We start from the raw sequence: 14,846 nt of genomic DNA, 5'->3' as shown, positions 1-14,846 counted from the left end.
CTCTCCAATAAAGTTAGTTTGTCTAGCATCTAAAATAAAAATTGACGTTTCACGTTGTTTGTTTCGTTTAGTTTTCAAAGTTCAATATCGCGTTTCAGCGACTTTTATAATTTAACACTTATCGTTAAATCTGTCAACAGCTTTTTTCTTTCGTTGCTGACGACGCTTATTAATTTACCATATTAATCATTTAATAGTCAACACTTTTTAAAAAAATGCCAAAATAATTTTATCTTGGCATGATATAAAGCTTAATAATCACTAACGCTGCCACACCCGGTAAGCCTAACAAACTCGTTATTGCTGCTGTCCCCATGTTAATCGGGATATGAAAATCAAAATATGTCCCTACAACATTTACGATAAAAAGCAATGCTATTCCTAAAGTAACATGAAAAATCACCTTACCTATAAAACGTAATGGCTTAGAGGCAACACCAAAAACAAGAAAAATAAATACTAAAGTAAGAATGCCAACAATAATAATTGTAGAATTCATTTTTTCCTCCTTATGAATGACCTATACATCTATTTGTATGGGACAAGACAATAAAAAAGAACAGTTATCATATGCAGCATCTCTTTTATATAAACTAAATAAAACGATACCTCAGCATTTAACAAATAAAATAAAAAGGCCTGCTTAGAAAGCAGAACCTTTTACCATTGTTCCATTTTTACAGGACGACGCTTTGCTTCTTTCAACAAAAAGAAATATTTCGCCTCTGCTATTTTCAAAGAACAAATGACATCTTGAGACGGTTCTACACTTTGTTCGACCATTCTCTTCTGACGTAACCACTCATTCTTCACTTTTTCCAAAAGTACAATTAACTTATCGTCATACTCTTTACGCAATTTACCCTTTTTTTGAAAGAACATTTTCGTTTCTCCTCTTATACTTCTCTGCGACCTTCTAACGCTTTGGATAATGTCACTTCATCTGCATATTCTAAATCTCCACCAACTGGCAGACCATGTGCAATACGAGTTACTTTAATGCCTGTAGGTTTTAAGAGGCGGGAGATATACATCGCTGTAGCTTCCCCTTCAATATTAGGGTTTGTTGCTAATATCACTTCTTGTACCGTTTCATCATGTAGTCGCTTTAAGAGTTGCGGGATATTAATGTCTTCCGGTCCAATTCCCTCCATAGGAGAAATCGCACCACGTAACACATGATATACACCTTGATACTCTTTCATTTTTTCCATCGCGATTACATCTTTCGGTTCTTGTACGACACAAACAACTGATTGATCTCGATGTGAATCATTACAAATATAACAAGGATCACGATCAGTAATATGTCCGCATACAGAACAGTACGCTAAATCTCGCTTCGCATTTACAAGTGCTTTCGCGAAACCTAACACATCATCTTCTTTCATATCTAATACGAAAAATGCCAATCGAACCGCTGTTTTCGGTCCGATACCTGGCAACTTCATAAAACTATCGATTAGTTTTGATATTGGTTCTGGATAATGCATGTATCAATATCCTCCTAGAACATTCCACCTGGTAAGTTTAAGCCTTTTGTAAATTTACCCATTGTAGAGTTTGAAAGCTCATCAGCCTTTTTAAGTGCATCATTTGTTGCAGCTAATACTAAGTCTTGTAGCATTTCGATATCTTCTGGATCTACAACTTCTTCTTTAATCTTCACTTCAAGAATTTGCTTGTGACCATTTGCGATAACTGTAATCATTCCGCCGCCAGCTGTACCTTCAACTGTTTTTTCACCAAGCTCTTCTTGTGCTTTCGCCATGTCCTTTTGCATCTTTTGCATTTGTTTCATCATGTTATTCATATTTCCCATTCCGCCACGCATCATAATTAATTCCTCCTAATTATTATTACTCTTTTATTTCAATGAGTTCTTGCCCTACTAATTTCACTGCCTCTTCTATAAGAGGATCTTCCTTTTTCTCTGGGCTTTCTTCAGACTCTCCACCTTCACGTTGTAAAAAGTCTTCACGGATTTTACCCCATTCACTTTTTGGAATGGCAATCATATTTAACCTTTTACTTAGCAATTCAAATAAAGCTTGTTCTACTGTATCCATAGCTTCTCGATTTTCGCTCGCCATCTTACAGTGAATCTCATATTGAAATGCTAAAACGTAAGTGTCATCTGAAGCTGCCACTGGTTCGCTATTTTCTAGTAAAACAGCAAACGCTACTTTGTTATATGATTTGAGTCTTCCTAACAACTCACCCCATACAGCTTTTAATTGTTCTAAATCTTGACGCTTCGCTTGTTTTAATACTTCATTTACACGTCCGACAGGAATCTTCATACTTCCTGTTCTTACCGGCTTTGGTGTTGCACGTGTCTCTCTTACTTCCTGTTGTACACCAGCTGGCACACCGTTCTTTTTAACTTGCTCTAACTCTTTCTCCAGTTGCTGCATCCTGTTCATAATTGCTTGCAAACGATCTGTACCATTTGCTTGCATCATAAACTGTTGACACAATTGCACCATAACAACTTCTAAGAAAATACGCGGATGATTTGTCCACTTCATTTCCTGTTGTCCCTTACTAAGGGTATGAATAATCTCATAGATCACTTCCGGTTGCATTTCTTCACTCAACTTACGGAATTGATCATCTACAATTACTCGTTCCAACATATGTTCTAGTTGCGGCGAAGTTTGATATAAAAGCATATCACGATAATAGTAAATGAAATCCTCCATAAAACGAACTGGATCCTTCCCTTTACTCATCATTTCATCTATGATTTGCAATGCTCTTGATACATCATTTTCACGTATGCATTCTACTAAATTGCCTAAGTATTGCTGAGAAACAGATCCTGTTACGGCCAATACATCTTCTGTCGTAACGGTCTCATCACTATAAGATATAGCCTGATCAATAAGACTAAGTGCGTCACGCATACCACCTTCAGCAGCACGCGCAACAATTTGTAATGCCTCATCTTCCACTTGCGTACCTTCATTTGTCACGACCGTTGATAATCTCTCAACAATATCATTCACTGATATTTTTCGGAATTCAAAACGCTGACAACGTGAAATAATTGTAGGCGGGATCTTATGAGGTTCTGTTGTCGCCAAAATAAAGATAACATGTCCTGGCGGCTCTTCTAAGGTTTTTAAAAGCGCATTGAATGCACCCATAGAAAGCATGTGAACTTCATCAATAATGTATACTTTATATTCTACAGCACTTGGAGCATATTTTACTTTATCTCTAATATCTCGAATTTCATCTACACCGTTATTTGAAGCCGCATCAATTTCTAATACATCTGAAATGGATCCTTGTGTAATTCCTAAACAAGAAGGACATTCATTACAAGGTTCAGCTACCGGAGCATGTTCACAGTTAATTGCTTTTGCAAATACTTTTGCAATTGTCGTTTTTCCTGTTCCCCTCGGGCCAGAAAATAAATAAGCATGTGAAACTTTCTCTTGAAGAAGGGCATTTTGCAACGTTTTTGTCACGTGCTTTTGACCGACTACATCTTCGAACTTTTGCGGTCTCCATGTTCGGTATAACGCTTGGTATGACACGAAAATACGGCCTCCCTCAAAGGTTATTATCTCATTTATTATAACCCATTCTGTTTATAGATTCCAAAAGTTATTTTCTATACAAAAAACTCACCTTTGTATTAAGGTGAGTTTTGTATACATATATAACTGCCGTGCACCCTCCGTCGATTACGTACCATAAGCGTTACTCAAGCAGTTAGCTCGGTTCAGGCACTCCTGCGGCACACGAGAAGACCCGCTTATTGCTGCTTCCTTCCGGACCTGACAAGGTTCACGGGGTCCCGTTGCGCAGGACCCAAACGTCAACACCACTTACTTAAGGCAGACCTTACAGCAACATAACCTCGAGAGGGGATTCGGCCTCGCTAGAGCGGATTGCGAGTATAGGGCACCGCTACCTCCCCGCTTAGCACGGCAAAGTTAAAACCAATATTCGGTTGCCTTCATTAAAGGCATTATCAGTATAACTTGTTTCTTTATAAAATGCAAATACGTTAGTTCCCAGTATTCTTCTCTAATTTTTTTATTGCTTTTCTTTTTTTACGAAGCTCTCTAAAAAAGCTTGTTAACAACGTACCGCATTCTTCCTCTAGTACACCAGATACTACTTCACATTGATGATTGAAGCGTTCATCCGTTAAAAGATTCATCAATGTCCCTGCACATCCGCCCTTCGGATCACTTGCACCATATACAACTCGCTTCACTCGTGATAAAACAATTCCACCTGCACACATTGGACAAGGTTCTAATGTTACATACAATGTTGCATCTTCTAAACGCCATGTCCCTAATTTTTTACACGCCTCATCTATCGCTAGCAACTCAGCATGAGCTATTGATCTCTGCTCAGTTTCCCTTAAATTATGGGCAACACTAATTACCTCACCATCTAACACTATAACTGCTCCAATTGGTACTTCCTGTATTTCCTCTGCCTTTTTAGCTTCTTCTATCGCTAATTGCATAAAATAAATATCTTGATCTTGTTCCATAACATAGTCCTTTCATTACAAATAAAGTACACTTATTTCCATTTACTACACAGGGGATAACTTTTACAAATTCAATCCACCCTAAAAGAAAAAAGAGAGGGGATTACATATGAAAAATACCGCCTTGCTCATTATCGATATGATTAATGACTTTCAATTTTCCCACGGACCCATTCTAGCTAAAAAATGTAAAATTATAACAAACCCTATTTTACAATTAAAGAAAAAAATGAAATCCTTCGGCTGTCCTATAATTTACGTTAATGACCATTATCAACTGTGGAGATCTGATATCGACCAACTTATTACTCATTGTACAAATGAATATAGCGAAAACATAATCCATAAGATTGCTCCAAGTTCTGATGATTACATTTTTATTAAACCACATTATTCCGCTTTTTATGAAACACCTTTAAATTCATTACTAGGTTATTTAAAAATAGAAAATCTAATATTAACAGGGGTTGCCGGAAATATATGTATCCTATTTACAGCTAATGATGCTCATATGAGAAATTATACATTGTATGTACCAGAGGATTGTATCGCCTCTAACAACGACCAAGATAATATACATGCTTTAAAAATAATGGAAACTACATTGAAAGCAACTATAACATCATCAACCAAAATAAAATTTAATTAATACATATATCTATTTTCTAACTTTTTATATCAAATTAACCCGCTCGCTTCCCTCTTGTGCTACAATAATTCTGTTTTGTGTTTTTAGTAGTCACGGTAAATCACTGATTGAAAGGAGGAAACAGCGTGACCGGAGTACCATTTATCACGGTTGAAGGACCAATTGGTGTTGGAAAAACTTCACTTGCGAAGGAAATTTCAACTCACATGCAACTCCACTTACTAAAAGAGATTGTTGATGAAAATCCCTTTTTAGGAAAGTTCTATGAAGACATCGACGAATGGAGTTTTCAAACAGAGATGTTCTTTCTTTGTAATAGATACAAACAATTAGAAGACATTAACATAAAGTATTTGAATCAAAGGAAACCAGTAGTAGCGGATTACCATATCTTTAAAAATTTAATTTTTGCATCCCGCACATTAAAAGACTCCCAATATGACAAATACATGCAAATTTATCGTATCCTTACACAAGATATGCCTGTGCCAAATGTCATTGTTTATTTAACAGCTAGCCTAGAAACATTGCAAAAACGAATCGCCATGCGCGGAAGAGAATTTGAAAAAAACATGGATCCAAATTACTTACTACAGCTCACAAAAGATTATGAAACAGCAATGGATGCTTTTAAAAAAGATCATCCGGAAATACCAGTATTGAAATTTAATGGAGACGATATGGATTTTGTAAAAAATCCTGATGATTTAAACGTCATCCTATCTGCCCTTCAAAATACTCTCTTAAAGGAGTCGAAATAATAATGAATTTAAGGCAAAAATATGATATACCCAATGACGCAGTAATCACTATCGCCGGAACGGTAGGTGTGGGTAAATCAACTATGACAACTGCATTAGCTAATGCTTTAGGTTATCGCACATCATTTGAAAAAGTAGATTCCAATCCATATTTGGACAAGTTCTATGCGGACTTCACTCGCTGGAGCTTCCACCTACAAGTGTACTTTTTAGCAGAACGATTTAAGGAACAAAAAAGAATTTTTGAATATGGTGGCGGTTTTGTTCAAGATCGTTCCATTTACGAAGACACTGGAATTTTCGCAAAGATGCATCATGAAAAAGGAACAATGACGGAAACTGATTATGAAACATACAAAGGTTTATTTGACGCTATGGTCATGACTCCTTACTTCCCTCATCCAGACTTATTAATTTACTTAGAAGGTTCTTTCGATGATATTGTCGATCGTATTCAAGAACGCGGGCGCCCAATGGAACAGCAAACACCAATTGAGTACTGGAAAGAAATGCATGGACGTTATGAAAACTGGATTAACAACTTTAATTCATGCCCTGTATTACGCTTAAATATTAATGAGTACGATATTTTAAAAGATGGTGATTCAATCGAACCAATCATTAAAAAAATTGGCCATTTTTTAAAACAAACACGTAAACTTGTAAAATAAAAAACCCGTGCATATGCACGGGTTTTCCTATTAAATTACTTCTTCTTTGTTGGAGCAATAATTTCACTCTCAGGTTTTCCTGCGTTAATGCGCTGACGAACAGTACTTGTACTAATATCGTATGCTTCAGCAATCTCTTTAACAGTCATTTCTTTCCCGTTAATTACTGCCGTTAATACTTTACCTGTACGTTTTGGAGCCGCCGCTTTCTTTACAGCTGCTTTTTTAACTTGTTTTGGCGCCTCTACTTTACTCGTAGCTTGTTTTACATCACAAGTACAACCACAAAGTTTACGGAATGTATCATCACTAATAATGCGTGATACGTTTGCACCACTGTTTAAAATTCTATTGTTCTTACAGACAGGACATTGTACATAATATAAAGTTTTTCCATCTAAAGGAAACGTTTGTATAATAAGATCCATGTTGACTCCTTTCATATCTATGAAGATAATCATCGGAATATGAGTGTGTAATAAGGACAAAATTACCTTACACCATACTTTATGATTGGTTTTAAAATAAAAACTCGTTACGTGTTGGTAACGAGTTCTCCAATCTCCACTTATATGCGCTGTTGTCAATTATATCTGGAGGAGGTAGAGGGATTCGAACCCCCGCGCGACTCTCGCCGCCTGTCGGTTTTCAAGACCGATCCCTTCAGCCAGACTTGGGTATACCTCCATATTGACATCAAATATAATATCAAAAGAAAAACAGTTAGTCAACCCTACTAAAATAAATTATGAGGAAAGGAAAATTTTACTTTTCCCTTCCTACATTACAGTACTGACAACGCTCATAATTACCAATCACTCATACCGATGAATGTTTAAATTTACTTAATAACTGTTTTTCCTCCCATATAAGGGCGAAGAACTTCTGGAATTATAATTGTACCATCTTCTTGTTGGTAGTTCTCTAAAATAGCTGCAACCGTACGTCCGATTGCAAGACCAGATCCATTTAATGTATGAACATGTTCTGGTTTTCCATTTGGCTCACGGCGGAAACGGATATTTGCACGTCTCGCTTGGAAAGCTTCAAAATTACTACAAGAAGAAATTTCACGATATGTGCCATAGCTTGGAATCCATACTTCAATATCGTATTTCTTCGCTGCTGTAAATCCTAAATCGCCTGTGCACATGCTCATAACGCGATATGGCAACTCTAATAATTGTAACACGCGTTCTGCATCATTTGTTAATTTTTCTAATTCTTCATAAGAATCTTCTGGTTTTACGAACTTCACAAGCTCTACTTTATTGAACTGATGCTGGCGAATTAAACCACGTGTATCACGACCAGCTGAACCTGCTTCAGAACGGAAGCAAGAGCTAAATGCAGCATATCTTATAGGCAATTGCTCTTTATTTAAAATCTCATCACGATGCATATTCGTTACAGGTACTTCAGCTGTTGGAATTAAGAAGTAATCTTCACTTTCAATACGGAATGCATCTTCTTCAAACTTTGGAAGTTGTCCTGTTCCCGTCATACTTGCACGGTTTACCATATATGGAGGTAATACTTCTTCATATCCATGCTCATCAGTATGAAGATCAAGCATAAAGCTAATTAAAGCACGCTCTAATCTTGCACCAGCACCTTTGTAAAATACGAAGCGGCTTCCTGTTACTTTCCCAGCGCGTTCAAAATCTAAAATTCCTAAATCAGTAGCAAGATCCCAATGTGGTTTTGGCTCAAAAGTAAATTCTTTCACTTCTCCCCAAGTACGTGCTACTACATTATCATCCTCTGTTTCACCAACTGGAGCAGATTCATGAGGGATATTTGGAATAGATAACATTAATCTTTCTAAGTCTTCTTCAACTGTACGAAGTTCGTTATCAAGATCCTTTACTTTTTCTCCAACCTCACGCATTTCTAAAATTAGAGCCTCTGCATCTTTCTTTTCGCGCTTTAATACAGAAATTTGTTGAGATACTTCGTTACGTTTACTTTTTAATTCTTCTGTCTGAACAAGTAGTTCTCTTCTTCTCGTATCAAGTTCTTCAAAACGGCCGAAATCAGTTAAATCTTCGCCTCTATGCTGTAATTTCGCTTTTACTTCTTCAAAGTTTGTACGTAAAAATTTAATATCAAGCATTATATACTCCTCCTTTTATTTTATAAAACACAAAAAACTCCCGTCCCTATATAAAGGGACGGGAGTTAACCCGCGTTGCCACCCTAGTTGAAAGCATTACCGCTTTCCTCTCAAGTAGAAATAACGGCTCTTCACCGGGAATGCTTACTAATCCAAAAGATATTCCACATTCCATTCCAGGATGGATTCACAAACTGTTTCTATCGATTTCCACCAACCATCGACTCTCTATAAGAAACGACATTTGTTACTATTTCCTATCAACACGCTTATTTTATAAAATTGTTACCATCAATTTACTATAATCTTATACAAGTTGCAAGTTACTTATACAACTTTTTTCATTTTCGCTTCTTTTACCATTTCAACAAAGTATGCTGTCACACGATGATCATCTGTTAATTCCGGATGGAATGAAGCAGCTAAAAACTGATCTTGTCTTACCGCTACCATTCGGTCACCATGCTTAGAAAGCACTTCAACATTATCAGCTACTTCTACAACATACGGCGCACGGATAAATACACCAATGAAGTCTTCACCCACGCCTTCAATTGAAAGCGCAGCTTCAAAACTATCCTTTTGGCGTCCGAACGCATTACGCTCAACTGTAATATCCATAGCACCAATATGTGCTTCTTCATAGCCAATAAGTGTTTTCGCAAGAAGAATCATCCCTGCACATGTACCAAACATTGGTTTACCAGACTTTGCAAATGTACGAAGTGGTTCCATGAAAGCATACTTATCAATAAGACGGCGCATTGTTGTACTTTCACCGCCTGGTAAAATAAGACCATCAATCTCTTCAAGTTGCTCTATACGCTTTACAACAACAGCTTCTGCACCACTTGCTTCAACTGATTTTACATGCTCACGAACTGCACCTTGAAGACCTAGTACACCGATTTTCACCATTTTAAAGTTCTCCTTTAATTACCATCCACGCTCTTGCATGCGTTGTTCTGGTAATAACGTTGAAATTTCGACACCCTTCATTGCATTACCTAATCCTTTAGAAAGGCTTGCAATTAGTTCGTAATCTTCATAATGAGTCGTTGCTTCAACGATTGCACGTGCAAATTTCTCTGGGTTTTCTGATTTGAAGATACCAGATCCAACAAATACCCCATCAGCACCAAGTTGCATCATTAATGCTGCATCTGCTGGTGTTGCTACACCACCTGCCGCAAAGTTTACAACTGGTAAGCGACCAAGACGTTTAATTTCAAGTAATACTTCGTAAGGAGCGCCAGTATTTTTTGCATATGTCATTAACTCATCTTCACGTAGACTCGCAACTTGACGGATTTCTGCATTGACTTGGCGCATATGACGCACTGCCTCTACAATGTTTCCTGTTCCTGGTTCACCTTTTGTACGAAGCATAGATGCACCTTCTGCAATACGACGTGCAGCTTCTCCGATATCACGGCAACCACATACAAATGGAACTGTGTAATCACGTTTATTTAAATGGTATACTTCATCAGCAGGAGTTAATACTTCACTCTCATCGATATAGTCTACCCCTAATGATTCTAATACACGTGCTTCTACAAGGTGACCGATACGGCATTTTGCCATAACCGGAATTGACACCGCACCCATAACTTCTTCAACAATTGTTGGGTCTGCCATACGAGAAACGCCACCTGCTGCACGAATATCTGCTGGTACACGCTCTAATGCCATAACGGCAACTGCGCCTGCCTCTTCTGCAATTTTTGCTTGTTCAGCGTTAACTACGTCCATAATAACGCCGCCTTTTTGCATTTCTGCCATTCCACGTTTTACACGTTCTGTCCCTGTTACATTTGTCATGTACAAAAACCCCCCTAGGTGAATTGCTTTCCCCCGTTAAAGGCGAAAATTAAGAATACTCTTACATTCTACCACTAACTATCAGATGCTTGTCTACTACTTTTTCATAAAGTCGGTATGAAAAATAGGAATAAAAAAAAGCTCCTATCATGAGGAGCTTTTAAAACCAACCTTTTACTGTATCAACAGCACTATTCCACATGCCACTAAAGAATGAACCAATTCCGCGCATAGCACGAGTAAACCAGTTTGCTTCTTCTACTTCAGATGTTGTTACAAGATCCACTTGCAGTGACTTACCAGTTAAAAATCCAGGGTCGTTTGTATCTTTTGGCGTAATTACCATTTGACCAAGCGCAGCTCCCTTTTTAATAGGTGCTTCTTGTCCCTTGCTTGATTCTTTTAATTCCGTTTTATAAACATCTTTACTTCCTTTTGGCACTGGAAGTGAAATAGCTTGTTTCGTTTGAACTGCTACATCTTTATCTTTCGCATTTTCTACTCGTACTGTTTCTTGTCCTTTTACTGAAGAACCTTTTTTATACATTTGTTTTACTTCAAAGTTAGCAAATCCATAATCATATAGCTTCTTTGTTTCATCAAAACGTGCTGTATGAGAACTTGTTTTAATAACTACAGAAATAAAACGCATTCCGTTTCTTTCAACCGTACCAGTGAAGCAATCTCCTGCCTCTGGAGTTGAGCCTGTTTTTAGGCCGTCTACCCCATCATATTCTTTAACTAAGCCCTTTAACATCCAGTTCCAGTTCGACATTGCAAACTTCTCTTTTTCTGGACGGAATTCTTTTTTAGGAATTTTTGCTGTATCTAACACTTTTGGATAATCTTTAATTAAATGTTGTGCTAAAGTTGCAACATCCTTTGCAGACATTTTATTTTCTTCATCCGCTGTTGTTCCTTCAGGATGCATTCCCTTTAAATCTTTATTCGTTAAACCTGTAGAATTGACAAATTTATAATTTTTCAACCCTAGTTCTTTCGATTTATCATTCATCATTTTTACGAAGTCTACTTCTTTACCTGCAATTGCTTCTGCTAATGCAATTGTTGCACCATTTGCAGAAAAGATTGCCATTGCCTCGTATAACTCTTTTACTGTATAAGAGCCACCATTTTCTAATGCAACATTTGATAATGAAGCATCTTGTGAAACCTTATATGCATATTCAGAAACCTTAATTTTCTGGTCCCACTTAAGTTTTCCTTTATCCACTGCTTCGTGAACTAAATATTCACTCATCATCTTTGTCATACTAGCAATGGATAATAATTCATCTGCATTCTTTTGATATAAAATTTTCCCAGAATTCGCTTCTACTAAAATTGCCGCACCTGCTTCAATGTTTAAAGCGGCTCCTGTTTCAGCTGATGCATTGCTATATGGCATAAAAATGCTACAAGCTAGTGTAAGCACTGTTACCAAAGCAATGAATCTTTTGCAAAACATACCTTTCACTTTTGCTACCCCCAATATCTATGTACTCACATAACCGTTATTCTAACATAATCAAAAAAAAATAGACAGAGATATCAAATCTCTGTCTATTTGTATATAAGACATTATAATGAGTAGTTTGGAGCCTCTTTTGTAATTTGTACGTGATGAGGATGACTTTCACGTAAGCCAGCACCTGACATACGAATGAATTGTGCATTTTCGCGTAAGAATTCTAAATCCTGTGCTCCGCAATATCCCATACCTGCACGTAAGCCACCAACTAATTGGTGAACTGTATCTGCTAAAGGTCCTTTATATGGTACTCGTCCTTCAATACCTTCTGGGACAAGTTTTTTATTGCCTTCTTGGAAGTAACGATCTTTACTTCCTTTTTCCATCGCACCGACAGAACCCATACCACGATACACTTTAAATTGACGACCTTGGTAAATTTCAGTTTCTCCAGGGCTTTCTGCAACACCTGCAAACATGCTACCTAGCATAACAACATGTGCTCCTGCCGCTAAAGCTTTCACCATATCACCAGAGTACTTAATACCGCCATCAGCAATAACTGGAATGCCGTGTTTACGAGCTTCTGTTGCACAATCATAAACCGCAGTTAATTGTGGTACACCAACACCGGCTACAACGCGTGTTGTACAAATAGAACCTGGTCCAATACCAACTTTAACTACGTTTGCACCAGCTTCAATTAGTGCTTTCGTTGCTTCAGCAGTAGCAACATTTCCAGCGATAATATTTAGTGATGGATATTTAGCACGAACTTCTTTTACCTTATCAATAACACCTTTAGAATGCCCATGTGCTGTATCAAGTACAATTGCATCTACACTAGCTTTTACTAATGCATCGATGCGAAGCATAGCATCCGCTGTTACACCAACTGCTGCTCCAACTAATAAGCGTCCTTGCTTATCTTTAGCAGAGTTTGGGAATTCAATTACTTTTTCAATATCTTTTATTGTAATAAGCCCTTGTAATACACCGTTATTATCAACAAGAGGGAGTTTTTCAATTTTATACTTTTGTAGGATCTTTTCAGCTTCTTCCAGTGTAGTACCAACTGGAGCTGTAATTAATTGTTCTTTTGTCATTACGTCAGAAATTTTGATTGAGTAGTCTTGGATGAAGCGCATATCACGGTTTGTAATAATACCAACTAATTTTCGCTCATCTAAATTATTTACAACCGGTACACCTGAGATACGATATTTTCCCATAAGATGTTCTGCATCATATACTTGATGTTCTGGAGTTAAGAAGAAAGGATCTGAAATAACGCCGCTTTCAGAGCGCTTTACTTTATCAACTTGCTCTGCTTGTTGCTCAATAGACATATTCTTATGAATAATTCCTAAACCACCCTGGCGAGCCATTGCAATAGCCATGTCAGCTTCTGTTACTGTATCCATTCCTGCACTAATTAACGGGATGTTTAGCTGTAAGCTTTCAGATAAAACTGTTTTAACACTTACTTCTCTTGGTAATATATCTGACCTAGCTGGTACAAGTAATACATCATCAAAAGTCAAACCTTCTTTAACAAATTTAGATTCCCACATAATTGTTCCCCCTATGATACCAGAAATTATTATTAGTAGCTTATCAATTGGTTAAAATACTGTCAAGGACGTATATATATGTTAGAATTTTTAGACAATAAAAGGAGCGTAATATATGCATCAAACATCTTGTACTTGGCAGCAGTTAAGTTTCTTTTTTTCATCTCAAAACGTACAACGTTATCTTGCCCGTTGTTACGAAAAATCCTCTATTCAGGATGCCGAAAAAAAAAGTTTTGAAAATTGTTATCCCTTTATTTATTACTTAGAACACGGAAAAAATTATTATGAATTATATAAGACAGCTCCATTTTCCATTCAACCAATGTTGTTATTTTATGGAATTAGTCAACTTTTTAAAGCATGCCTACTAACTATTGACCCTAACTATCCTGAATCCACTACTGTTTTAGCTCATGGCGTTACAACTCGCAAACGAAAAAAACAAGGGTATCAATTTTTAGAAGATGAGGTGAAGGTACAAAAAAACGGATTATTTACTCATGTTGCAGAACAACTGTTTCACATGAAACACTTAGAAGCAGAAAAATTTAACATGTTAGAATTAATGGGAAATATTCCAGAATTACAAAATTTATTTCGTTATAGTCAAAAAGGATCAACTTTATATAAAATCGATTCAACAATTAAAAATGAGCTCTCCTTTTCAGTCAACCTACTAGATCGATTACATATGACTAAAGAGAGATTTTCTCGTTACATTGAAACATCTTGTAAGCATTTATCAATACAGCACGTACCTGAGAAGACTAATCAATCGAATTTACTTTTTACAGCGCCCATTCAATCATGGAATCCTATGTACAGTACTCCTTTATACTATGAACATCTTACTAATACTTATTATTTGCCACTTACGACTGATCCTAGAAATCCTAAGCCAATATTACCTGAACTCCTCATTCATTATTTATTGCTCTATAATTTAAGCATGATTTCTAGGTATGAAACAGATTGGTGGTATGACTTACTTGGCAGTTATAGTTCTGAAGATTATCCATTTATTTATCAATTTCTAAGTATTTCTGCTCAAAAAATCCCTTACTATATTTCAAATTTTTTATTAATGGAACCAAATCTATTTCATGGGAAATAAAAAAACACAAGTCAAATGACTTGTGTTTTTAGTTGCTTGGCGACGTCCTACTCTCACAGGGACAAGGTCCCAACTACCATCGGCGCTAGAGAGCTTAACTTCCGTGTTCGGTATGGGAACGGGTGTGACCTCTCTGCC

16 protein-coding genes, 1 tRNA gene, 1 rRNA gene, 1 other RNA gene and 1 other annotated feature are annotated in these 14,846 nt (G+C 36.9%); of the genes, 4 read left to right on the top strand and 15 right to left on the bottom strand.

The window, feature by feature from the left end:
- Positions 1-229: 229 nt before the first annotated feature.
- The 7 genes from ACS2CR_RS30220 to tadA all read right to left on the bottom strand — a co-directional run bounded on the left by ACS2CR_RS30220 (position 230) and on the right by tadA (position 4,525).
- A complete protein-coding gene (locus ACS2CR_RS30220; RefSeq protein ID WP_001089273.1) occupies positions 230-499 on the bottom strand; it encodes a pro-sigmaK processing inhibitor BofA family protein in 270 nt (89 codons plus the stop codon).
- Positions 500-660: 161 nt separating this feature from the next.
- Positions 661-882 (bottom strand): YaaL family protein, encoded by a 222-nt coding sequence (locus ACS2CR_RS30215; RefSeq protein ID WP_000466019.1) that lies wholly within the window; start codon positions 880-882, stop codon positions 661-663.
- A 14-nt stretch (positions 883-896) separates the two neighbouring features.
- Positions 897-1,493, bottom strand: a complete 597-nt coding sequence (gene recR / locus ACS2CR_RS30210; protein WP_000559169.1) for a recombination protein RecR — start codon at positions 1,491-1,493, stop codon at positions 897-899.
- Between the two features lie 14 nt (positions 1,494-1,507).
- Positions 1,508-1,834 (bottom strand): YbaB/EbfC family nucleoid-associated protein, encoded by a 327-nt coding sequence (locus ACS2CR_RS30205; protein ID WP_014894853.1) that lies wholly within the window; start codon positions 1,832-1,834, stop codon positions 1,508-1,510.
- 25 nt (positions 1,835-1,859) lie between these two features.
- Positions 1,860-3,548 (bottom strand): DNA polymerase III subunit gamma/tau, encoded by a 1,689-nt coding sequence (gene dnaX, locus ACS2CR_RS30200; RefSeq protein ID WP_000121575.1) that lies wholly within the window; start codon positions 3,546-3,548, stop codon positions 1,860-1,862.
- Between the two features lie 132 nt (positions 3,549-3,680).
- Positions 3,681-3,945, bottom strand: an RNA gene (ffs, locus tag ACS2CR_RS30195) — signal recognition particle sRNA large type.
- 79 nt (positions 3,946-4,024) lie between these two features.
- Positions 4,025-4,525: a tRNA adenosine(34) deaminase TadA gene (gene tadA, locus ACS2CR_RS30190; RefSeq protein ID WP_000434332.1), complete on the bottom strand. Its 501-nt coding sequence runs from the start codon at positions 4,523-4,525 to the stop codon at positions 4,025-4,027.
- Between the two features lie 109 nt (positions 4,526-4,634).
- On the opposite strand from tadA, the gene ACS2CR_RS30185 reads away from it, so the two are divergent.
- The 3 genes from ACS2CR_RS30185 to ACS2CR_RS30175 all read left to right on the top strand — a co-directional run bounded on the left by ACS2CR_RS30185 (position 4,635) and on the right by ACS2CR_RS30175 (position 6,606).
- Positions 4,635-5,174: an isochorismatase family cysteine hydrolase gene (locus ACS2CR_RS30185; RefSeq protein ID WP_053512357.1), complete on the top strand. Its 540-nt coding sequence runs from the start codon at positions 4,635-4,637 to the stop codon at positions 5,172-5,174.
- A 125-nt stretch (positions 5,175-5,299) separates the two neighbouring features.
- On the top strand, positions 5,300-5,935 hold the full coding sequence (locus ACS2CR_RS30180; RefSeq protein ID WP_000148218.1) for a deoxynucleoside kinase: 636 nt from the start codon (positions 5,300-5,302) through the stop codon (positions 5,933-5,935).
- A gap of 2 nt (positions 5,936-5,937) precedes the next feature.
- The gene (locus ACS2CR_RS30175; RefSeq protein WP_001053585.1) at positions 5,938-6,606 is read left to right on the top strand and encodes a deoxynucleoside kinase; all 669 of its coding nucleotides are present in this window, start codon (positions 5,938-5,940) and stop codon (positions 6,604-6,606) included.
- 35 nt (positions 6,607-6,641) lie between these two features.
- Here the strand turns inward: ACS2CR_RS30175 and ACS2CR_RS30170 are convergent, their stop codons facing one another.
- The 7 genes from ACS2CR_RS30170 to guaB form a co-directional block, all read right to left on the bottom strand.
- Positions 6,642-7,034: a DUF3797 domain-containing protein gene (locus ACS2CR_RS30170; protein ID WP_000364196.1), complete on the bottom strand. Its 393-nt coding sequence runs from the start codon at positions 7,032-7,034 to the stop codon at positions 6,642-6,644.
- A gap of 166 nt (positions 7,035-7,200) precedes the next feature.
- Positions 7,201-7,293 (bottom strand) — tRNA-Ser (locus ACS2CR_RS30165).
- 154 nt (positions 7,294-7,447) lie between these two features.
- Positions 7,448-8,722 (bottom strand): serine--tRNA ligase, encoded by a 1,275-nt coding sequence (gene serS / locus ACS2CR_RS30160; protein ID WP_000884186.1) that lies wholly within the window; start codon positions 8,720-8,722, stop codon positions 7,448-7,450.
- Between the two features lie 51 nt (positions 8,723-8,773).
- Positions 8,774-8,995, bottom strand: a binding site (T-box leader).
- A 54-nt stretch (positions 8,996-9,049) separates the two neighbouring features.
- Entirely contained in the window at positions 9,050-9,640 is a 591-nt protein-coding gene (gene pdxT / locus ACS2CR_RS30155; RefSeq protein ID WP_000238783.1) for a pyridoxal 5'-phosphate synthase glutaminase subunit PdxT, read from the bottom strand.
- Between the two features lie 18 nt (positions 9,641-9,658).
- The gene (pdxS, locus tag ACS2CR_RS30150) at positions 9,659-10,546 is read right to left on the bottom strand and encodes a pyridoxal 5'-phosphate synthase lyase subunit PdxS (protein ID WP_000186165.1); all 888 of its coding nucleotides are present in this window, start codon (positions 10,544-10,546) and stop codon (positions 9,659-9,661) included.
- Positions 10,547-10,706: 160 nt separating this feature from the next.
- Positions 10,707-12,014 carry a D-alanyl-D-alanine carboxypeptidase DacA gene (dacA, locus tag ACS2CR_RS30145; RefSeq protein ID WP_125653127.1) on the bottom strand — a complete coding sequence of 436 codons (1,308 nt, stop codon included), beginning with the start codon at positions 12,012-12,014 and terminating at the stop codon, positions 10,707-10,709.
- Between the two features lie 113 nt (positions 12,015-12,127).
- Complete coding sequence (gene guaB / locus ACS2CR_RS30140; RefSeq protein WP_000264088.1) at positions 12,128-13,591, bottom strand: IMP dehydrogenase; 1,464 nt, start codon at positions 13,589-13,591, stop codon at positions 12,128-12,130.
- A 115-nt stretch (positions 13,592-13,706) separates the two neighbouring features.
- Between guaB and ACS2CR_RS30135 the strand changes: the two genes are divergently transcribed.
- The gene (locus tag ACS2CR_RS30135; protein ID WP_000554291.1) at positions 13,707-14,708 is read left to right on the top strand and encodes a YaaC family protein; all 1,002 of its coding nucleotides are present in this window, start codon (positions 13,707-13,709) and stop codon (positions 14,706-14,708) included.
- A 34-nt stretch (positions 14,709-14,742) separates the two neighbouring features.
- Here ACS2CR_RS30135 and rrf read toward each other — a convergent pair.
- Positions 14,743-14,846: ribosomal RNA gene (rrf, locus tag ACS2CR_RS30130) — 5S ribosomal RNA — on the bottom strand; the annotation flags it as partial.

The organism is Bacillus cereus group sp. BceL291 (assembly GCF_051776705.1).
GTDB classification, from domain to species: Bacteria; Bacillota; Bacilli; order Bacillales; family Bacillaceae_G; genus Bacillus_A; species Bacillus_A cereus.
This window is presented reverse-complemented; position numbering and strand designations above follow the sequence as displayed.